We start from the raw sequence: 20,028 nt of genomic DNA on the forward strand, positions 1-20,028 counted from the left end.
GGAGTCCGCCATGAACCGCCCCCACCGCCTGCTGCTGCCCTGCGTCCTCGCCCTGCTGGGGGCCTGCAGCACACAACCCAAGCCCAGCGTCAGCCTGGAGGAGAAGCAGCTGGGCCAGTGCCCGATGCAGCTGCGCCAGGGCCAGAGCCTGACCATCACCCTGCCGAGCAACCCCACCACCGGCTTTCGCTGGGTGGTGGCCGACGCCGCCCCCGGCGTGCTGCGCAGCCTGGGCCCGGAGGTCTACATGACGCCCGAGGAGGCCGGCCTGGTGGGCGCCGGCGGCCAGTCCGTGTGGCGCTACCAGGCCTACCAGACCGGCTCCGGCCGCCTGCTCATGCACTACCGCCGCCCCTGGGAGGTGGAGGTGCCACCGGCCAAGACCATCGACTGCCAAATCGGCGTGCGCTGATCCCCCGCGCCATGACTGGCGTGCGCATCCCCGAGCATCTGGGCAGCGGCGAAATCTTCACCGCCAAGGCGGCACGCCCCGCAAGTCCGGCAAGAACCGCTTCCTGCTGGCCTGCAGGAACCGCGAAGAGGCGCAGCGGGTGCTACGCAGGATCGCGGAGTCGCCTCGTTCGGGGGAAATCTGGCTGTAACCGGATGACCGGCCATCGCCGGAGCAAACAGGCGTTGGGGTGAGTGGCAGGAGTCAGGGGCTACTGGTAGGAGTCCGGTTACAACAGATAAGCCGGTCTCTACCCGATGCGATTTAGCCTCAGCTCATCGTGTCGCAGTGCCTTCCGGCTCTACTCCGACCACTCCACGTACCCCTTACGAACTTTCTCGTCGATCAGCTTGCGAGCTTCATGCTCGGCTCTTGCGTTGCTGTCGAAGCTTTTGATCAGGGTCTGCCCCTTACTGCCCATGCGCCCGAAGGTCACGGTGAGCTCATCTCCCACCACGCCGATCTTCCAGAATTTCGCCGAGCCGCCTTGTTCAAAGCGGAACTCCTGCAGGTCGGTGGTGATGGGTGACACCTCGGGCTCGGGGATGCAGACGTCGGCGATCTCCTTCAACACCTCTTCCTGTTCGACTAGCGCTGGGCTGTCGTCGCACAGGGCGGCTTCGATGCGAGCGAGCAGACCGGCGGGGTCGGCGAGCCATTGTTTGCCGGGCACGTCGATGACTTTCCAGCCAAAACTGCGCAGCACGGTGGGTTGGAAGACGTAGCGTTCGCGCACTTCGACGGCGCTGCCGTCACGGCTGCCGTCCAGTAGAATGCCGAGCCGATAAGCGCTAGTGGCTTCGTCAACGATGGCCAAATCGCAGCGAAATTGCGAGCTGCCGACGTGTTCATGCACCACATGGCCTTTGGCACGCAGGGCATTGGCCAGGGCGGTGCGCAGGGCACTGTAGGGCGCGGCGGTGGTGAATGAGCGTTGCGCGCCGGGGTTGAGGGTGCTGAGGATGCTTTGTGCGCGCTCGCTTTCGCCGCGGGAGCTGGCTTCGGCGAATTGCAGGAAGGCTTTCAGCGCCGAAGCACCGTCGTTGTGGGTGTTGGTGATGGCGTCGGAGTGGATGCTGGTGACGATGGCCATGCGCTGACGGGCGCGGCTAAAAATTACGTTCAGGCGCTTTTCGCCGCCACGTTGGTTGATGGGGCCGAAGTTCATCAGCATTTTCCCGGTCGGGCCAGGGGCGTAGCAGATGCTCAGCCCTGTAGGGCGGGTCATTGACCCGCGCTGAATGAGGTCCACCGCCACTCCGCGGCGCCTGCGGGCAGGGTGGCAACATGGCTTGGGTGGATGGCGATACATCGCTCGGCGGGTTACGCCTTCGGCTAACCCGCCCTACCCCGCACCTGAACTGGCAGCCCTTCCCGAGGAAGAGGAAAGCCGGTGCGTTTCGATCAGCAGGTCGTACAGCCTGTCGACCGCCGCCGATGCTTGCGAGGCGCGGCTGCGGTAGACCGCGACTTCCATGGGTTCGAGCGGCCCCAGCCCGTGCTCGGCGCCGAGCACTTCCAGATGGGCGGGGGCGCTGCACTGGGTCAGTACCGCGATGGCCAGGCCACTGTCGACCGCGGCGATCTGCCCGGCCAGGCTGGAGCTGTTGTACACCACCTTGTAGCGGCGCCCCTGCATGGCCAGCGAGTTGATGGCGTTGCGCTTGGCCAGGCTGGTGCTTTCGTAGACGGCGATCGGCAACGGGTCACGGCGCCAGGCCTGGAACTGGGCCGAGCCGACCCACACCAGCGGCTCGTAGAACAACAGGGTGCCCTGCCTGGGATGGTCGCGCGAGACCAGGGCGAGGTCGAGGTCGCCCTTCTCGACACGGGGAATCAACGAGGTCGACTGCTCGCACAGCAGCTCGATCTCCACGCTGCTGTGGCTCTGGGCGAAACGTTTGAGCACCGGAGTGAGGTAGCTTGCCGCATAGTCGTCCGGCACGCCCAGGCGAATCTGCCCGGTCATCTCCTGGCCATGGAATGCCGCCTGGGTCTGCGCATGCAGGTCGAGCATGCGTTGTGCATAGCCCAGCAGCAGTTTTCCCTGGGGGGTCAACTGATGCTGGCGGGGACCGCGAATCAGCAACTGGCAGTTCAGCGCGGCCTCCAGCTTCTTCAGCTGCATGCTCACGGCCGATTGCGAGCGATGCACTTCGGGCGCCGCGGCGGAGAGCGAGCCGGCTCCTACCACGGCGACAAAGCATTTCAGCCAGTCGATCTGGAGATCCTGATAGTTCATGGTCTCGGCCTATGGATTCGTTTAGCGGATAGCTTATAGCTGAATTATTCGTTTTCCTTAATCAAAGACGCATCGCATAGTGCACCCAAGAGAGGCAGTACTCGCTTGGAGTGAGGCATGGCAGACGCCGATACGAATCTGCACGAATTCGACAGCCAGATGGTCTGGGATGGCTTCCGCCAGCTCATCCCGCTGTCGCTGTTCGTTACCCTGTTTGGCGCGGCCTTCGGCCTGGCCGCGGTGCAGGCCGGGCTGGACAGCCTGACCATCATGGCGATGAGCGCGCTGGTGTTCGCCGGGGCGTCGCAGTTCGCCGCGCTCGAATTGTGGGGGCCCCAGGTACCGATCTTCACCCTGGCCATCACCGTGTTCGCCATCAACGCCCGCCACCTGCTGATGGGCGCCACGCTCTATCCCTGGCTGCGCCAGCTGCCGCCCCTGCGCCGCTACGGGGTGATGCTGACCGCCTCGGACGCCAACTGGGCGATGTCCATGCAGGCGCTCAACCGCGGCCAGCCGGGCATCGGCCTGCTGCTGGGCGGCGGGCTGGCGCTGTGGGCGTTCTGGGTCCTGGGCACCTGGCTGGGCCTGTACTTCGGCGGCGCCATCCACAACCCGAAGACCCTCGGCCTGGATATGGTGATGGGGTGCTTCCTGCTGGCGATGGTCGTGGGCGGGGAGAAGAACCTGCGCCTGCTGTTCATCTGGCTGGTGGCGGCCGGCGCTTCGCTGCTGGCCTGGCGCTACCTGCCGGAGAACAGCCATGTGGTGGTGGGCGCGCTGGCCGGCGGCGTGGCCGGGATGTTCTGGACGGAGGGCAGGAAATGAGCCTTGAAAGCGCAGGCTACGGCGCCCTGCTGCTGGTCGTGCTGATGGCGCTGGTGACGCTGGCCACCCGCTGGGGCGGGGTCTACGTGATGTCGTACGTGCCCATCGGCTTTCGCGTCAAACAGTTCATCGGCGCCATGTCCGGCTCGGTGCTGGTCGCCATCCTGGCGCCCATGGCCGTGCAAGGCGATAACGCGGCGCGGCTGGCGCTCGCCGCCACGGCCGTGACCATGCTGCTGGTGAAGAAGCCGCTACCCGCGATTGCCATCGGCATCCTGACTGCTGCGGTGTTCAGGCAGATCTGATTGGCCGTACTGGCCGAGACGCTTGAGGAAGATGGGTAGCCCGAGAGTAATAAGCAGGCCAGATTAGGCGCTCGCTAACCGTCTGCCGAGACCGATTGCTTATACCGCCTTGCGCCGCATACACGGGACTGGCGGACCAGCCTCGATGCATCGAGCGTGGCGCGCTGACGCGAAAAGCCGCCCGGGTTGTCACCCCCTGTCGCGTCGGCGAGCTCTGCGCTCACGATAATGGCGCCACAGTCAGAAGGGAGCCCGCCATGCGCCCACTGCTCCTGCTCGCCACCCTGGTTGGCGTGGTCCTGTTCCTGCTCGGCCTGCACCTCGAACTCAAGTGGCTCACCCTGCTCAGCAAGCCCGTACCGGTAATCGGCCTACTGCTCTGGCTGCACGCGGCACCGGTTGGCGCCTACAGGCGCTGGGTCGGCATAGGATTGGGCTTTTCCCTGCTGGGTGACATGCTGCTGGAGTGGCCTGCCGATCTGTTCGTCTTCGGCCTGGGTGCCTTCCTGCTTGCCCATCTGGCGTATCTGCTCGCCTACCTCGGCGACAGTCGCCGCCTGGCGCCACTCGAACTCCTGGTAGCGGCAACGGCCGCCAGCGCCATGTTCGCCGTGCTAGCGAGGGCCGGCCTGGGGTCGCTGCTGTTGCCGGTAGCGCTCTACAGCCTGGCCATCGGCGCCATGCTCTGGCGCGCCCTGGCCCGGATCGGCGCGGTACCGGCCCGCAGCGCCTGGCTGGCCGCCGCTGGCGCGGTGCTGTTCGTGCTGTCGGACAGCCTGATCGGCATCAGCCGCTTCGTCGCCCCCTTCGAGGGCGCGGGCTACGCCATCATCCTCAGCTACTGGCTGGGGCAGCTGGGCATCGCCGCCTCGGCGGTGCTGAACCGGCCTCAGCTGGAGGGCGCCTGCTCGGCGCCATCCATCTCCGCGCGGTAGATGCACAGGCGATTGCGCCCGCCGCGCTTGGCCTGGTACAGCGCCAGGTCGGCGGCATTCAGCAGCGCATCCATCCGCTCGCCGTCCTGGGGGAACCAGGCCAGGCCGAGGGAAATATTGATCGGCCCCAGCGGCTGGCCGCCATAGCGCACCTGCAGGCGGCCGACTGCCAGGCGCAGGGCCTCGCAACGCTCGATGGCCTCCTCGGGACCGATCTCCGGCATCACCAGGGCGAACTCCTCGCCGCCATAACGACAGGCCAGGTCGCTGCTGCGCACGCTGCGCTTTATCTCGGTGGCCAGCTGGCGCAGCACCAGATCGCCGGCCTCGTGACCGAAGCTGTCGTTGAAGCGCTTGAAGTGATCCACATCGAGCAGCACCACGGCCACCGGTGCCTGCTTGCGTCCGGCGCGCAGCAGCTCGCGACGCAGGGTCTCGTCGAGGAAGCGACGGTTGTGCAGGCCGGTCAGCGCATCGACCAGCGACTGCTGACGCAGGCTTTCCCGCAGCGACAGGTTGGAAACCGCCAGCGACACCTGCTCGGCGAAGGCCTCGGCCAGTTCCAGGTCGGGCGCCTTTGCCCCACTCAGGGTCAGCACGCCGAGTGGCTCGCCTTGGGCCATCAGCGGCACGCAGACATAGCCCTGCCCGGACATGGGCGTGCCCTGCAGGTGCGGACAGGGCAGATCCTTGTCCGGCTCCAACACCTGATGGCTCTGACCACGGCGGATGGCCCAACAGGCGTGCGGTTCGAACAGATCCAGGCCGTCCGGCCAGCCATTCCAATGGGCGACATCCCCCAACACGTCGCGCGAGGGGTGATAGAGGCTCAGGCTGCCGGCATCGTTGGGGAACAGCTGGCCGGCGAAGCGACCGATGATGCCGTAGCACTCGTCGAAGCTATTGATCGAGTGCAGTGCGCCGGCCATTCGGCTGAGCAGGGAAATCTCGCGGTTGCGCAGTTCCAGGCGTTGCAGGCCGCCGGACAACTGCTCGCTCAGAGCCTGCAGGTTCTGCCGTATCACTCGCCCCTCGCGCAGAAGGCGGAAGGTGAAGTGGAACAGCAGGCCGATCACCGCCAGGTCCAGCAGGCCGAGCAGCACCAGCAGAGCCACCACGACCTGCTGCTGCCACTGGCGGCGCTGCTCCAACAGCAGCAGACGACCTTGGATCAACCCCTGCATCTTGCCGATTCGCGCGCGCAGATCGTCCATCAGCTGCTTGCCCTTGCCCTGGCTGATCAACTCGCTGGCGGCCAACATGCCTTGGGTGCGGCGTAGCTCGATGACCTTGACAAGGTAGCCGCGCTGTTCGGCGACCACCGGCATAAGGCCATCCAGAGCCTCACGCAGCTCATCGTCGCCGGTGAGGCCGACCTGCAGCTCCCGCATCAACTTGTCGGCTGCGGCGAAGCCCTGGTAGAGCGGGGTGAGAAAATCCTCACGGCCGGTGATGACGAAACCACGCTGACCGGTCTCGCCATTCACCAGGGCCGATAGCAGCAACTCGCTGCGCTCCTGCTTGTCCTTCTCATGCTCGGAACGCTGATGCGTTTCCTCCAGCCAACGTGCCCCGAGCACAGGCAGCAGCAGGTTGAGGCTGAGCATGAAGAGCGCCAGCACGAAGCCGGCCTGAAGTCGAGTCATAGTCCGCATCGTTACCGCGGCCCTCAGTTCCGTTGTGGAACAAGAGTAACCGTTACCACCGAGATAGCCATGCACCTCTGACCGTCGCCTCCGGCGACCGTATGCCCCGCCTGAGACGGCAAGCCGGCTCCGAATCGTCTATATGAGGAAGAAGGGAAATCGTAGTAGGAGGATGTCATGCCTAGCCGTCGCTGTACGCTGCTGTTGCTTCCCCTGTTCCTGTCGGCAGGCTGCAGCAGCCTGCTACCCAGCCAGCGCGCGGAAGTGGTCTCGCCCTTCGGCGATTACACCGACACGGAGATCCGTTACGCCCAGGCGCAGCCGGGCAAGACCACCCGCTCCGAGCTGTTCTCCCTGGGCTTCGATCCGCTGACCCAGGGCAACGGCAAGATGCTCTCCTTTATCGACCTGCGTCTGCTGTTCGTCCAGCCCAACATCCCCATCGAGTACCTGCCGGAGGGCATGCTGCAGTGCCTGGAGGCCAAGGACCGCTGCGTCGGCTACGCCTTCGAATTCAACAAAACCGACACCCAGAGGGTCGGCAACTTCTGGGCCGACGTGCTCAACTTCCGCAAGACTCGAGAGTTGCAAGGCTGGAGCTTCCGCGCCGTGTTCGTGCTGGTCGACGACACCCTGGTGCACAAGGTCAGCAACGGCGAGCCGAACATTCGTCGCTACGAGGTCAAGCGCAACCCACTGGGCCCGCTGCAGGGTGGTGGCGAGTTCATCATGGATCAGTTGCCGTGATGGCGGTTGGGTTGCCGCAAGCTCTTGGCTAGAATGCCGGCCTTTTCCGCCCGGACCGACCGCCGTGAAACAGCAGCCCGACCGCCTCTTCGCCCAGCCCCTGGATCAGGTGCCGGACTTCGTGTTCAACGAAGACGTGGCCCGCGTCTTCCCGGACATGATCAAGCGCTCGGTGCCGGGCTACCCGACCATAGTCGAGAACCTCGGCGTGCTGGCCGCGCAGTTCGCCCGCCCGCACAGCGCCCTGTACGACCTCGGCTGCTCGCTCGGCGCGGTGACCCAGGCCCTGCGCCGCCATGTGAAGGCCGACGACTGCCGGGTGATCGCCGTGGACAACTCGCACGCCATGGTCGAACGCTGCCGCGAGTACCTGCATGCCCAGGACGCCATGTTTCAGGAGCTGCTGCCGGCGGAGGTGATCGAGGCCGATATCCTCGCCCTGGAGTTGCAGCCGGCCTCGCTGGTGGCGCTCAACTTCACCCTGCAGTTCGTCGCCCCCGAGCGCCGCCTGGAGCTGCTGACCCGCATCCGCCAGGCCCTGCTGCCCGGCGGCGCGCTGATCCTCTCGGAGAAGCTGCGCTTCGCCGATGACGCCGAGCACAAGCTACTCGGCGAACTGCACCTGGCCTTCAAGCGTGCCAACGGCTACAGCGAACTGGAGATCGCGCAGAAGCGCAGCGCCATCGAGAACGTGATGAAGCCCGACAGCCTGGAACAGCACCGCGAGCGCCTGCTGGCCGCAGGCTTCTCCAAGGTCGTGCCCTGGTTCCAGTGCCTCAACTTCGCCTCGCTGATCGCCCTGCCATGATCTTCTCCCGTCTCGACCTCGACGCCCTGCAACAGCACCTGGCGGGCAGCCCACTGCAGGACTGGGCCGCCGACCTGCCCGCCCAGCTCGACGCCAAGCTCGCCGTCGGCCATGGCGACCTCCAGCGCTGGTACGCCGCCGTCGAGGCGCTGCCGCCGCTGGCCGCCGAGGTCACGGAGCTGCGTGACGAACTGCGCCTGGACGGTGCCTGCGATGACGCCCGGCGCGCCGCCCTGAAATCCGCCCTGCAGGGCCTGATCCCCTGGCGCAAGGGGCCCTTCCGTCTGTTCGACGTGCATATCGACACCGAGTGGCGCTCGGACTGGAAATGGCAGCGCGTGGCGCCGCACCTGGATCTGGCCGGCAAGCGCATCCTCGACGTCGGCTGCGGCAACGGCTACTACATGTGGCGCATGCTCGGCGCCGGTGCCGGCAGCGTGATCGGCGTCGACCCCAACTGGCTGTTCCTCAACCAGTTCCTCGCGATCAAGCACTACCTGCCCGAGGCGCCGGCCTGGCACCTGCCGCTGGCCCTGGAAGAGCTGCCGGCCAGGCTGGAAGGCTTCGACACGGTGTTCTCCATGGGCGTGCTGTACCACCGCCGCTCGCCCATCGACCACCTGCTCGACCTCAAGGACAAGCTGCTGCGCGGTGGCGAGCTGGTGCTGGAGACCCTGGTGGTGGAAGGCGACGCCCAGCAGGTGCTGGTGCCCGAGGACCGCTACGCGATGATGCGCAACGTCTGGTTCCTGCCGTCGATCCCGGCGCTGGAACTGTGGCTGCGCCGCGCCGGCTTCGTCGACGTGCGCTGCGTGGACGTCTCCACCACCAGCGTGGAGGAGCAGCGCTCGACCGAGTGGATGCGCTTCCAGTCGCTGCCGGAGTTCCTCGACCCGGCCGACCACGGCCGCACCGTCGAGGGCCTGCCGGCGCCGACCCGCGCCGTGCTGCTGGCGCGCAAGCCCTGAACGGATCGTTTCGTAGTCTGGGTTAGGCCGGCGACCGTAACCCAGCTCGAACGCGCTTCGCCGGGTTACGCCGCGTTGCGGCTAACCCAGCCTACCAATTGCGCTGCGCCGAACCTGACGTGGTGGCTTCCTCAGACCAGCTCGATGCGCTCGTCGAGGATGCGAATCAGGCCCTGCTTGAACAGCCCGCCGATGGCCTTCTTGAAGTTGCCCTTGCTCACGCCGAAGGCCTTGCTGATCGCCTCCGGCGGGCTCTTGTCGGACAGCGCCAGGCTGCCGCCGGCCTCGCGCAGGGCGGTGAGGATCTGCTCGGAGAGCTGGTCGCGGGCCTGCTGGCCGACCGGCTGCAGGCTCAGGCTGATCTTGCCGTCGTCGCGCAGCTCCTTGATGTAGCCCTTCTCCCGGGAGCCGCCACGAAGGAACTTGAACACCTCGTTCTTGTGGATCAGGCCCCAGTGCTGGCCGTCGATGATGGCCTTGAAGCCCAGGTCGGTCTGTTCGACCACCAGCAGGTCGACTTCCTGGCCGACCTGGTAGCGCGGCGGCGTCTTGTCCAGGTAGCGGTCCAGGCGCGCGGTGGCGGTGATGCGGCGGGTGCGCGGGTCGAGGTAGACGTGCACCACGCAGTAGTCGCCGACCTGCAGCGGGCGCTTCTCCTCGGAGTGCGGCATCAGCAGGTCCTTGGGCAGGCCCCAGTCGAAGAACAGGCCGATGCGGTTGATGTCCACCACCTTGAGGCTGGCGAAGCCGCCGACCTGCACCTTGGGCTTCTCGGTGGTAGCGATCAGGCGGTCCTCGCTGTCCAGATAGAGGAACACGTTGAGCCAGTCGCCGACCTCGCAGGGTTCGCCCTTGGGGATATAGCGCTTGGGCAGGAGGATTTCGCCGTCGGCACCGCCGTCGAGGAACAGGCCGAAGTCGGCCAGCTTGGCCACCTGCAGAGAGTTGTAGCGCCCGATCAGAGCCATGTTGATCACCCACGAGAAAAGGACCCGCATTCTACACCCTGCCGACCTGTGCCACTGGCGCCTAGCACGGTCATGTTTCAGAATCATGGCATGCTGCAACTCGGGTCCTATCCATCTGTCCGATGGTCACGGATCATCGCCGTATCACCCCTGGAGTTCCTGTGCCCCTTTCCAGTCGCTGGCTGCCGTATCCTGCCGCGTCTCTTGCTGCCCTTGGCCTGCTGTTCCTCGCCCTGCCCATGGCCTGCCGCTACTGGCTGGGCTGGTCGAGCTGGCCGGGCTATGTTTCCGATCTGGGGCTGGGTGGCCTGCTCCTGCTGCTGAGCTATCGACGCCCCTGGCTGGCCGCGCCGCTGGCGCTGGCCTGGGCGCTGCTGCTGTTGGGCAATGCCGAGCTGGTCAACGCCGTGGGCCGCATGCCCGAACCCAGCGACCTCAAGTACCTGAGCGATCCGCAGTTCGTCAGCCAATCGACCCAGGGCGGCGGCATCCGTTACCCCTGGCTTGCCGGCGCCCTGGCGCTCGCCGTGCTGGCCTGCCTGTTGCTCGGCCGCAGCGGCGGCCCCAGACCGCCGCGCTATGCCTACGCGCTGCCGCTGGCCCTGCTGCTCGGCCATGCCGTCCAGCAGTACCGCGCGCCCAGCGAAGACGACCAGTGGCACCTGTTCAGCCTGCCGCACAAGGCCCTGGCCGAGGGCATCAGCCGTGCCCGCGTGGCCCTGGAGGACTGGTACGCCGGCGAGGATTCCGGCCTGCCGCCGGATATCGCCGGCCTGAGCAGGCTCGATCTTTCCGGCACGCCGCTGCTGCCCGGCGGCGGCAAGGCGCGCAACCTGCTGATCGTCACCCTGGAAGGCATTCCCGGCGCCTATATCGGCAAGAGTCGCCAGCTGCTCGGCACCCCCTATAAAGAAGACCTGATGCCGCGCCTGAGCCAGTGGGCCGAGCGCGGCATGCTCACCCCGGACTACGTACTGCACAGCCACCAGACCATCCGCGGCCTGTACGCCATGCTCTGCGGCGACTACGGCAAGCTCGACTCCGGCACGCCCAAGGGCGTGGAGCTGCTCGCCAGCCAGACCCGCAACCTGCAGTGCCTGCCGCACCAGCTGCGCGCCATGGGCTTTCGCACCCACTTCCTGCAGGGCGCCGGGCTGCGTTTTATGGCCAAGGACCAGATCATGCCGCACATGGGCTTCGAGCAGGCCCACGGGCGCGACTGGTTCCGCAACAAGCCCTACCTGGAATTCCCCTGGGGCATGGACGACAAGGCCTACTTCGAGGGCGCGCTGCGGTACGTACAGCAGCTGCGTCGCGAGCGCCAGCCGTGGATGCTCACCCTGCTCACCGTCGGCACCCACCAGCCCTATTCCGCGCCGCCGGCCTACCTGCAGCGCTACCCCACGGCCAAGCAGGCCGCCATCGGCTACCTCGACGACGCCGTCAGCGATTTCCTCGCCGCCCTGGAGAAACAGGGCGTGCTGGAAGACACCCTGGTGGTGGTCACCTCCGACGAGTCCCATGGCCTGGAGAATGTGCGCCTGGCCTCGGCCTGGGGCTTCAACCTGATGCTGGCGCCCAAGCAGGACCGCTTGCCGGCGGTCAAGACCGGCGTCTATGGCCATGTCGACCTGACCGCCTCGCTGCTCGACTACTTCGCCCTGCCGGTGCCGGACAACATCGCCGGCCGCTCGCTGCTGCGCGACTACGCCACGCCGCGCGAGATCATCTCCTATACCAACGGCCTGCTGCGCCAGCACGACGGCAAGGTCTTCACCGAATGCAACTTCCAGCAGGTGTGCCGGCGCTACGAGAGTAGCGGCTTTATCGCCGACCATGCCAAGTACCTGGGCCGGGTCAGCGGCCGCCAGGCGCGCCTGGTCGGCCAGCGCGCCGCCCTGCTCGACCAGTCCATCAGCGGCGGGCAACTCGGCCAGCGCTACCAGTTCGCCAACCGCGAGCGCATCGACCTCAAGCCCGAGTCGCGCGACGACTGGGCGGACAACCTGATCGGCGCCCAGTACCTGGAACTGCCCAAGGGCACCCGCACCCGGGTGAGCCTGAAGATCGATGCCCTCAGCCTGGACCGCCGTGGCGCCAACCTGCGCCTGCTGACCAAGGAGTTCGACCGCGACACCAGCCTGGCCATCCCCGCGCTGCCGCCGCTCAAGCGCGGCGAGAGCATCCAGCTGAGCTTCGACTTCGCCAACCCGCAGACGCGCAAGGCCTTCTCCTTCCACCTGCTCGGCGAGGGCCACGGCGCCATCCGCATCAGCGACTTCAGCGTGGTCACCGAGCCGCTGCCACCGGAGCTGGTGGCCAACCAGGCGGTCGGCACGACGCCGGAGGCGGCTGCGCACTAACCTGCGAACCAATGTGTAGTCCGCCTTGTCCCCTCTCCCCACGGGAAAGGGCCAGGTAGAGGGGCAGTCGCCTTCCCTTTCCACCACTGCACAAGGGAGTCAAGGCTACGGCGCCGCCTCCAGCCCCAGCCTGATCAGCTTGCCGTCCGCCGAGTCGGTCAGCAGGTAGAGGTAGCCGTCCGGGCCCTGGCGCACGTCGCGGATGCGCCAGCCACGCTCCTCCAGCAGGCGCTCCTCGTGCACCACCCTGTCGCCATCCAGGCGCAGACGCAGCAGGGCCTGGTCGGCCAGCGCGCCGATAAACAGGCTGTGGCGCCAGGCCGGGAAGCGCTTGCCGTCGTAGAAGGCCATGCCGGAGATCGCCGGCGACTTTGCCCATACATGGTGCGGTGGCTCGGTGCCGGGCACCCGCTCGCCCTTGGCCTCGGGAATCGGCAGGAAGCTGTAGTTCACCCCGTGGGTGGCCAGCGGCCAGCCATAGTTGCGCCCCGGCTCGGGGATGTTGATCTCGTCGCCGCCACGCGGGCCGTGCTCGTGCAGCCAGATGCGTCCCGTCCAGGGGTTGAGCGCCAGGCCCTGGGGGTTGCGGTGGCCGTAGGACCAGATTTCAGCGCGCGCCCCGGGCGTGTCGACGAAGGGGTTGTCCGCCGGCACGCCGCCGTCCGCATCGAGCCGCACCAGCTTGCCCTGCAGCTTGTCCAGCTCCTGGGCCGTGGACCGCTGGTTGTTTTCGCCGAGGGTCACGAACAGACGGCCCTGGCGGTCGAAGGCCAGGCGCGAACCGAAGTGGATGCCGTCGGACAGCTTGGGCTGCTGGCGGAAGATCACCCGCCAGTCCTGCAGCGCGCTCATGCCCTCCGTCAAGCGCCCGCGCCCGACCGCAGTACCGGCCTTGTCGCCCTGGGCATCCGCCTCGGCATAGCTCAGATAGACCAGGCGATCCGTGGCAAAGCTCGGCGACAACGCCACGTCCAGCAGGCCGCCCTGGCCGCGGGCGTAGACCGCCGGCACCCCGGCAATGGCCGGCGACAGGCGCCCCTGGCCGTCCAGCCAGCGCAGGCGCCCCGGGCGCTCGCTGATCAGGCTGCCCTGCCCGGCCGGCAGAAAGGCCAGGGCCCAGGGATGCTCCAGGCCACCGACCAGTTCGGTCAGCTGCAACTCGCCCAGTTCGCTGCGCTCGGCCAGCACCAGCGGGGCCAGCGCCAACCACAGCAGCATCAGTACGGCTCTCATGCTCATCCTCCTTCTCGACGCTAACCTTGTAGTCCAATCCCGGCGCCAGGCCCAGGCCGGTTACAATGCCGTTCATTTCCCCCTACGACGCCCGCCGCCATGACCGAAGCCGAACGCCTGTCCAAACGCCTGATCCAGCAGATCGCCTGCTCGCGCCGCGAGGCGGAGCTGTATATCGAGGGCGGCTGGGTCACGGTGGACGGCCAGGTGGTCGAGGAGCCGCAGCACCCGGTACTGAACGAGCGGATCGAGCTGCTGCCCGGCGCCCGCGCCGAGACCCAGCCGCCGATCACCCTGCTGCTGCACAAGCCGGTCGGCCTCGGCTGCGGCCTGGGTGCCAACTCCACCCAGCAGTTGCTCAGCCATGTCCACCATTGGAGCGAGGACGCCAGTGGCATCCGCCCGCTGCAGCGCCACCTGCGCCGCCTGCAGCTGCTCACCCCGCTGGAGACCGATGCCAGCGGCCTGCTGGTGTTCAGCCAGAACCCCGGAGTGATCCGCCTGTTCCAGGACAAGGGCGCGGAGTTGGAGCAGGAGTATCTGGTGGAGGTCGCCGGCAACCTCGACGACAAAGGCCTCAAGCGCCTGGCCTTCGGCATCAGCTACAAGGGCGCAACCCTGCCGCCGAGCAAGGTCAGCTGGCAGAGCGAGACGCGCCTGCGCTTCGCCATCAAGGCGGTGCAGCCGGGCCAGCTGCGCTTCATGTGCGAGAGTGTCGGCCTGCAGGTGCTGGGCATGCGCCGCCTGCGCTTCGGCCGCAGCGGCCTGGCCAAGCTGCCGGTCGGCCAGTGGCGCTATCTGGGACCGAACGAGAAGTTCTAGTAGTCGGCGTAGCGCCGTTCTATCTCCTCGTACTCACCGCTGGCACGGATGGCCGCCAGGCCCCGGTCGAAGCGCTCGCGCTGCACTAGCCGGCGAAAGCCGACGCTATAGCCGGTGGGCGGGAACAGCAGGTACAGCGTCAACGGCTGTGTGGTGTCGACCTGCTCGGCCACCTCGCGGTTGAAGTAACGCAGGATGCGCACATCGCCCACCACCACCTCGACCCGGCCGCTGTAGAGCAGGCGATTGCGGTTGATCTGCTGGGCCTCCTCGCGGTAGCGCGGGTTGGCCTCGGTCATGGCCTGGAATTCCGGCCCCAATAGATAGCGGGCACGCTGGAAGGAGCTGATGGAATAACGGCCCAGGTCGGCGATGCTGTGGATGCGATAGCCGCGCGAGCGCAACGCCGCGGCCACGTTGCGGTAGTAGATATAGGGGGCCGAGTAATGCGCCTGGATGCCGCTGTGGGCGTTGGTGGTGGCGATGCCGTCCAGTTCGCCGCGGCGCAACGCCAGGTGCAGGCGTTCCATGGGCGCGTAGCGCGCATCGAGGTCGTAGCCGGCGGCACGCACGGCGGCGGCGATGATCTCGAACTCCAGCCCGCGCGGCTCGCCCTCGATGATATAGGGCGGCTTGTGCGTACCGAGGCCGATGCTCAGTGTCTCGCCCTGCAGCAGCGGCGCGAACAGCAACAACGAGCAGACCCAGATACGCGACGACATGCGGAAGCCTCTCAAGCATCGCTTCTTAGCTTAGCCCCCTCCCTGTGCCTGCGACGCCATCACTCCGGCGTATGCCGTGCGATTCATCCGCCCACGGCGACCAACGGCTAGACTCAGAGCTTCAATCGCCCGTGGCACAGAGGAGAATCGCCATGCTCAAAGCCGAATACCAACAGCGCGGCAAGGTTCCGCAGGACGTGATCGCCGCAGTCGCACTGGAGCTGCCGCCGCTGCCCGCCGGCGAGGCACTGGTCAAGGTACTGGCGGCGCCGATCAACCCCTCCGACGTGCTCACCCTGACCGGCGAATACGGCATGCTGCCGCCGCTGCCGGCCATCGGCGGCAACGAGGGCGTCGGCCGCGTCGAGCAGGTCGGCGAAGGCGTCAGCCACCTCAAGCCCGGCCAACTGGTGCTGCTGCCGGTCGGCTGCGGCACCTGGGTGACCCATCTGCACGCGCCGGCGGCCAAGCTGATCCCGCTGCCGGAGGCCGACCCGCAGCAACTGGCGATGATGACCATCAACCCGCCGACCGCCTCCTTGCTGCTCAGCCAGTTCGTCGACCTGCAGCCGGGCGACTGGGTGATCCAGAACGCCGCCAACTCCGGGGTCGGCGGCTATCTGATCCAGCTGGCCAGGCTGCGCGGCTTCAAGACCATCAACGTGGTGCGCCGCGAGGCGGCGGTGGCCGGCGTGCAGGCCGAGGGCGGCGATCTGGTGCTGGTCGACGGCCCCGACCTGCACAAGCGCGTGCGCGAGGCCACCGGTGGCGCCAAGGTCATGCTCGGCATCGACGCCGTCGGCGGCGCCGCCACCGACCATGTAGCCGCCTGCCTGAGCGAGGGCGGCACCCTGGTCAACTATGGCCTGATGAGCGGCCAGCCGTGCCAGGTGTCGGCGGCCTCCTTCGTGTTCCGTGACGTGACCCTGCGCGGCTTCTGGCTGGCCAAGTGGTTCCAGAAGGCCACTCCGGCCGAGCAGATGAAGGTGTTCGGCGAGCTGACCCAGCTGATCGCCAGCGGCAAGCTCAAGGCGCGCATCGCCGCCACCTACAAGGTCGACCAGATCAAGGAAGCGGTGGCCGCGGCCGCGGCCGGCGAGCGCGACGGCAAGATCCTTATCGTGCCCTGAGCGGCTCGCGCAAAAAGAAAAGGGGGCCTGCGGGCCCCCTTCTCGTTTCACCGCCGGCTACATGCTCCCCTCTCCCACATGTGGGAGAGGGGGCAACAGCCTCACTCCGCCGCCGGCTTCTTGCGCTTGAGCGGTGCCAGGCCGTCCTGGCTGACCAGCCCGGACGGCGCCTTGGGCGCATTGGGCCGGCGCTTTGGCGCGGTCTTGGCGGCCGGCTTCTTGGCGCCATCCTTCTTGTCGCTCTTTTTCTTCTTCACCCCGGCGGCCTTGCCGGAGGCCTTGACGTTCTTCGGCCCCTGGTAGCTGCCCTTGAGCTCCTTGATCACCCGGCGCTCGAAGCGCTGCTTGAGATAGCGCTCGATGCTCGACATCAGGTTCCAGTCGTTGTGGCAGATCAGCGAGATGGCCAGGCCCTCGGCGCCGGCGCGACCGGTGCGGCCGATGCGGTGCACGTACTCGTCGCCGCTGCGCGGCATGTCGAAGTTGATCACCAGATCCAGGTCTTCGATATCCAGGCCGCGCGCCGCCACATCGGTGGCCACCAGCACCTTGCTGCCGCCCTGGCGGAAGCGGTCGATGGCCAGCTTGCGGTCCTTCTGGTCCTTCTCGCCGTGCAGCACGAAGGCCTTGTAGTCCAGCGCCACCAGGTGGCCATAGAGGCGGTCGACCTGGGTGCGGGTGTTGCAGAAGATCATCGCCTTGCGGTGCGGCTCGTTGGACAGCAGCCACTGCACCAGGCGTTCCTTGTGCATGGGATCGTCGGCCGTGATGATCTGCTGGCGGGTGGTCTCGCTGAGCTGGTCGACGCTGTTGAGCTTGAGGTGCAGGGGCTCGCGCAGCACCTTGGCGATCATCTCGCGCAGTACCTTGCCGCCGCCGGTGGCGGAGAACAGCAGGGTCTGCTGGCGGTTGGCGCACTCGGCGGTGATGCGCTCGATGTCCTCGGCGAAGCCCATGTCGAGCATGCGGTCGGCTTCGTCCAGCACCAGCACCTCGACGCCGTTGAGCTTGAGGCTGCCGGCATTGAGGTGCTCCATCAGCCGACCCGGGGTGGCGATCAACAGGTCCGGCTGGCGGCGCAGCAATGCGGCCTGCTCCTTGAAGTCCTCGCCGCCGGTGACCAGGGCGCTCTTGAGGAAGGTGTACTGGGAGAAGCGCTCCACCTCCTTGAGAATCTGCTGGGCCAGCTCGCGGGTCGGCAGCAGGATCAGCGAGCGCACGTCGGTGCGCTGCTTGGCGCTGGCGTCGCCGAGCAGGCGGTTGAGCAGCGGCAGGACGAAGGCCGCGGTCTTGCCGCTGCCGGTCTGCGCCGTCACCCGCAGGTCGCGCCCCTCCAGCGCCGGCGGGATGGCCGCCAGCTGCACCGGCGTCGGCTCGGTGAAGTCCAGCTCGGCGACGGCCTTGAGCAGGCGTTCGTGCAGGGCGAATTGGGTGAACACGGGTATTACCTCGGCGCAATCGGAAAACAGCTGCATAGGTTAACCGCTCGGCCGGCGCATCGCACGGGATGCCATCAGCCTGCTCAAGATTTGCACAAACCTGACCCGAAAGTTAGAATGCGCGCCGCCGCCAATCCCGGACGGCATGGGTTCCCTAACCCCATCCACGAAAAAGGCCCGCACCATGCCGCCACTCGCCGCGTCCCGCTCGCGCTCCGCCCTTGCGGCGCTGATCGCCTTCCATATCCTGATCATCATCGCCAGCAACTACCTGGTGCAGCTACCGATCACCCTGTTCGGCTGGCACACCACCTGGGGCGCGTTCAGCTTCCCCTTCATCTTCCTGGCCACCGACCTCACCGTGCGCCTGCTCGGCAAGCGCCCGGCGCGCCAGGTGATCGCCCGGGTGATGGTCCCGGCCTTGGTCGCCTCCTACCTGATCTCGGTGGTGTTCCAGGAAGGCGCGTTCCGCGGCCTCGGCGCCCTGGGCGAGTACAACGAGTTCGTCCTGCGCATCTCGCTGGCCAGCTTCCTCGCCTATGTGCTGGGGCAGATCCTCGATATCCAGGTGTTCGACCGCCTGCGCCAGCTGCCGCAGTGGTGGATAGCGCCGAGCGCCTCGACCGTGCTGGGCAACCTGCTGGACACCTTCGCCTTCTTCTCGGTGGCCTTCTGGCGCAGCGACAACCCCTTCATGGCCGAACACTGGGTGGAGATCGCCACGGTGGACTACGGGGTCAAGCTGGCCGTCAGCCTGCTGCTGTTCGTGCCGATTTACGGCGTGCTGCTGCGAGCCATACTCTGGATGCTGTCCGCCCGTCGCCCCCAGACCGCCTGAACGCGCCGCCCGGGGAACGCGGGCGAGTCGACGGCATCCAACGACTCGTCACCCCCTCGGAGCAGACTCAAGATGCGCACCCCGCTGATCGCCCTGGCCGGCCTGGCGCTGGCCCTGAACCTCGGTCCGGCCCAGGCCGCCCCCAAACACGACAAGCACGACAAGCATGGCGGCGGTGCGGATGTCGCCGTCGACCTGCGCGGGCCGAGCATCGACATCGGCCGGGTGCGCATCATCCTCGGCGACAATCGCGACCTGATCGGCCCGGCGCAGTCGCTGCCACCGGGCATCCGCAAGAACCTGGCGCGCGGCAAGCCGCTGCCACCGGGCATCGCCAAGCGCTTCGACAACCGCCTGCTCGGCCAGCTGCCGCGCTACGACGGCTACGAATGGCGCCAGGTCGGCACCGACGTGGTGCTGGTGGCCCTGGCCAGCGGGCTGATCTACGAGATCATCGAGAACGTGCTCGACTGACTCACAGCCCCCGCCGCGCCTGCTTGCGCAGCAGGCGCGCGCTGTCCCAGCCGGTCAGCAGCACGGCCAGCCAGATCGGCCCGTAGGTCCACAGCTGCTGCGGATCGAAGGCCTCGCCGAGGAACAGCACGGCCAGGGCGAACAACAGCACCGGCTCGACGTAGCTGAGGATGCCGAACAGCCCCATAGGCAGCAGGCGACTGGCCGCCATCATGGCGCCGAAGGCCAGGGCGCTGAGCAGGCCCAGGCCGGGCAGCAGCCACCACAGCTGCGGCGCCTGGACGAACAGGTCCGCCGGGCCATGGGCCCGGATCAGCCAGATGGCCAGCGGCGCCAGCACCAGCATCTCGAGGACGAAGCCGGACAGCGCGTCCAGGCGCATCCAGCGGCGCAGCATGAAATAGGGCGGGTAGCCCAGCGCGGCGACCAGGGTCACCCAGGAGAAGGCCCGGGTCAGCCACAGTTCATGCAGCACGCCGAGCAGGGCGCAGGCCACGGCCAGTTGCTGCAACGGGCGCAGGCGCTCGCCGTAGAACAGCCGACCGACCAGCACCATGGCCAGCGGCAGCAGGAAATAACCGAGCGACACATCGAGCATGCGCCCGGCCAGCGGCGCCCAGACGAACAGGTACCACTGCACGCCCATCAGCGCCGCCGCCAGCGGCAGCGCGGCTAGCAGCAGCGGCTCGCGCCGCAGGCGCACGAAGGCCGCGCCCAGCACGCCCCACTGGCGCGCCAGGGCCACCAGCAGCAGCACCGCCGGAATCGACCAGAGCACGCGCTGGGCGAACACCTGCAGGCCGTCCAGCGGCGCCAGCTCTCGCACATAGCCGGGAATCAGCACGAACATCACCGACGCCGCCACCGACAGCGCCACACCGCGACCCGACAGCTGCACGGCCGCCTCCGAGAATCAGGTTGAAGGTGGCTATGGCAGCACAAGGCGTTCAATATATCAAACACAGTTGAGCGCGAGCCGCGCGATACAGTTATGCGCGGGGCTGCCGGTCGGCCAATTTGCTCCAAAGCGTCCTTTGCTTATAAGATCGCGCCTTCCCCATTCGTCGCCCCCGCGCGGCTCCAGCCGCTGTGTGGAAGGCTTTTCCCCG

19 protein-coding genes and 1 pseudogene are annotated in these 20,028 nt (G+C 67.2%); 12 read left to right on the forward strand and 8 right to left on the reverse strand.

What is annotated here, in order from left to right; translation table 11 throughout:
• The first annotated feature begins 10 nt into the window (after positions 1-10).
• Entirely contained in the window at positions 11-412 is a 402-nt protein-coding gene (locus AAFN46_RS09835) for a protease inhibitor I42 family protein (RefSeq protein WP_347808503.1), read from the forward strand.
• A 340-nt stretch (positions 413-752) separates the two neighbouring features.
• Here AAFN46_RS09835 and AAFN46_RS09840 read toward each other — a convergent pair.
• Together AAFN46_RS09840 and AAFN46_RS09845 are read right to left on the reverse strand one after the other, a co-directional pair.
• Positions 753-1,661, reverse strand: a pseudogene (locus AAFN46_RS09840) (WGR domain-containing protein); the annotation flags it as partial.
• Between the two features lie 135 nt (positions 1,662-1,796).
• A complete protein-coding gene (locus AAFN46_RS09845) occupies positions 1,797-2,693 on the reverse strand; it encodes a LysR family transcriptional regulator (RefSeq protein WP_347808504.1) in 897 nt (298 codons plus the stop codon).
• A gap of 117 nt (positions 2,694-2,810) precedes the next feature.
• On the opposite strand from AAFN46_RS09845, the gene AAFN46_RS09850 reads away from it, so the two are divergent.
• From AAFN46_RS09850 to AAFN46_RS09860, 3 genes are all read left to right on the forward strand, one after another.
• Positions 2,811-3,521, forward strand: a complete 711-nt coding sequence (locus AAFN46_RS09850) for an AzlC family ABC transporter permease (RefSeq protein WP_347808505.1) — start codon at positions 2,811-2,813, stop codon at positions 3,519-3,521.
• Positions 3,518-3,826, forward strand: a complete 309-nt coding sequence (locus AAFN46_RS09855; protein ID WP_347808506.1) for an AzlD domain-containing protein — start codon at positions 3,518-3,520, stop codon at positions 3,824-3,826. The genes AAFN46_RS09850 and AAFN46_RS09855 overlap by 4 nt, the downstream gene beginning before the upstream one ends.
• A gap of 257 nt (positions 3,827-4,083) precedes the next feature.
• A complete protein-coding gene (locus tag AAFN46_RS09860) occupies positions 4,084-4,761 on the forward strand; it encodes a lysoplasmalogenase (RefSeq protein ID WP_347808507.1) in 678 nt (225 codons plus the stop codon).
• Here AAFN46_RS09860 and AAFN46_RS09865 read toward each other — a convergent pair.
• Positions 4,716-6,407 (reverse strand): diguanylate cyclase, encoded by a 1,692-nt coding sequence (locus AAFN46_RS09865; RefSeq protein WP_347808508.1) that lies wholly within the window; start codon positions 6,405-6,407, stop codon positions 4,716-4,718. The two genes, AAFN46_RS09860 and AAFN46_RS09865, sit on opposite strands and share 46 nt — an antisense overlap.
• Before the next feature lie 177 nt (positions 6,408-6,584).
• Here AAFN46_RS09865 and AAFN46_RS09870 point away from each other — a divergent pair, with 177 nt between their 5' ends.
• The 3 genes from AAFN46_RS09870 to cmoB all read left to right on the forward strand — a co-directional run bounded on the left by AAFN46_RS09870 (position 6,585) and on the right by cmoB (position 8,930).
• On the forward strand, positions 6,585-7,154 hold the full coding sequence (locus tag AAFN46_RS09870; RefSeq protein ID WP_347808509.1) for a hypothetical protein: 570 nt from the start codon (positions 6,585-6,587) through the stop codon (positions 7,152-7,154).
• A gap of 64 nt (positions 7,155-7,218) precedes the next feature.
• The gene (gene cmoA, locus AAFN46_RS09875) at positions 7,219-7,962 is read left to right on the forward strand and encodes a carboxy-S-adenosyl-L-methionine synthase CmoA (protein ID WP_347808510.1); all 744 of its coding nucleotides are present in this window, start codon (positions 7,219-7,221) and stop codon (positions 7,960-7,962) included.
• Positions 7,959-8,930 (forward strand): tRNA 5-methoxyuridine(34)/uridine 5-oxyacetic acid(34) synthase CmoB, encoded by a 972-nt coding sequence (gene cmoB / locus AAFN46_RS09880; protein ID WP_347808511.1) that lies wholly within the window; start codon positions 7,959-7,961, stop codon positions 8,928-8,930. Before cmoA ends, cmoB begins: the two co-directional genes overlap by 4 nt.
• A 131-nt stretch (positions 8,931-9,061) precedes the next feature.
• Here cmoB and AAFN46_RS09885 read toward each other — a convergent pair whose 3' ends face one another.
• The gene (locus tag AAFN46_RS09885) at positions 9,062-9,898 is read right to left on the reverse strand and encodes a S1-like domain-containing RNA-binding protein (RefSeq protein ID WP_347808512.1); all 837 of its coding nucleotides are present in this window, start codon (positions 9,896-9,898) and stop codon (positions 9,062-9,064) included.
• Between the two features lie 161 nt (positions 9,899-10,059).
• On the opposite strand from AAFN46_RS09885, the gene AAFN46_RS09890 reads away from it, so the two are divergent.
• A complete protein-coding gene (locus tag AAFN46_RS09890; protein ID WP_347808513.1) occupies positions 10,060-12,261 on the forward strand; it encodes an LTA synthase family protein in 2,202 nt (733 codons plus the stop codon).
• 105 nt (positions 12,262-12,366) lie between these two features.
• On the opposite strand, the gene AAFN46_RS09895 is transcribed toward AAFN46_RS09890, so the two are convergent.
• Positions 12,367-13,494, reverse strand: coding sequence for a PQQ-dependent sugar dehydrogenase (locus tag AAFN46_RS09895; protein ID WP_347808514.1), 1,128 nt, complete (start codon positions 13,492-13,494; stop codon positions 12,367-12,369).
• 99 nt (positions 13,495-13,593) lie between these two features.
• Between AAFN46_RS09895 and AAFN46_RS09900 the strand changes: the two genes are divergently transcribed.
• Positions 13,594-14,316 carry an rRNA pseudouridine synthase gene (locus AAFN46_RS09900; protein ID WP_347808515.1) on the forward strand — a complete coding sequence of 241 codons (723 nt, stop codon included), beginning with the start codon at positions 13,594-13,596 and terminating at the stop codon, positions 14,314-14,316.
• On the opposite strand, the gene AAFN46_RS09905 is transcribed toward AAFN46_RS09900, so the two are convergent.
• Positions 14,313-15,038 (reverse strand): transporter substrate-binding domain-containing protein, encoded by a 726-nt coding sequence (locus tag AAFN46_RS09905; protein ID WP_347808516.1) that lies wholly within the window; start codon positions 15,036-15,038, stop codon positions 14,313-14,315. The two genes, AAFN46_RS09900 and AAFN46_RS09905, sit on opposite strands and share 4 nt — an antisense overlap.
• 152 nt (positions 15,039-15,190) lie before the next feature.
• Between AAFN46_RS09905 and AAFN46_RS09910 the strand changes: the two genes are divergently transcribed.
• On the forward strand, positions 15,191-16,168 hold the full coding sequence (locus AAFN46_RS09910) for a zinc-dependent alcohol dehydrogenase family protein (protein WP_347808517.1): 978 nt from the start codon (positions 15,191-15,193) through the stop codon (positions 16,166-16,168).
• A 101-nt stretch (positions 16,169-16,269) separates the two neighbouring features.
• Here the strand turns inward: AAFN46_RS09910 and AAFN46_RS09915 are convergent, their stop codons facing one another.
• Positions 16,270-17,607 (reverse strand): DEAD/DEAH box helicase, encoded by a 1,338-nt coding sequence (locus AAFN46_RS09915; protein ID WP_347808518.1) that lies wholly within the window; start codon positions 17,605-17,607, stop codon positions 16,270-16,272.
• Positions 17,608-17,791: 184 nt separating this feature from the next.
• On the opposite strand from AAFN46_RS09915, the gene AAFN46_RS09920 reads away from it, so the two are divergent.
• Positions 17,792-18,445, forward strand: coding sequence for a 7-cyano-7-deazaguanine/7-aminomethyl-7-deazaguanine transporter (locus tag AAFN46_RS09920; protein WP_347808519.1), 654 nt, complete (start codon positions 17,792-17,794; stop codon positions 18,443-18,445).
• 72 nt (positions 18,446-18,517) lie between these two features.
• Entirely contained in the window at positions 18,518-18,919 is a 402-nt protein-coding gene (locus tag AAFN46_RS09925; RefSeq protein WP_347808520.1) for an anti-virulence regulator CigR family protein, read from the forward strand.
• A 1-nt stretch (position 18,920) separates the two neighbouring features.
• On the opposite strand, the gene rarD is transcribed toward AAFN46_RS09925, so the two are convergent.
• Complete coding sequence (gene rarD / locus AAFN46_RS09930) at positions 18,921-19,817, reverse strand: EamA family transporter RarD (protein ID WP_347808521.1); 897 nt, start codon at positions 19,815-19,817, stop codon at positions 18,921-18,923.
• Between the last annotated feature and the right edge of the window lie 211 nt (positions 19,818-20,028).

The sequence above is a fragment of the Pseudomonas sp. CAU 1711 genome, from assembly GCF_039888625.1.
GTDB lineage: Bacteria > Pseudomonadota > Gammaproteobacteria > Pseudomonadales > Pseudomonadaceae > Aquipseudomonas.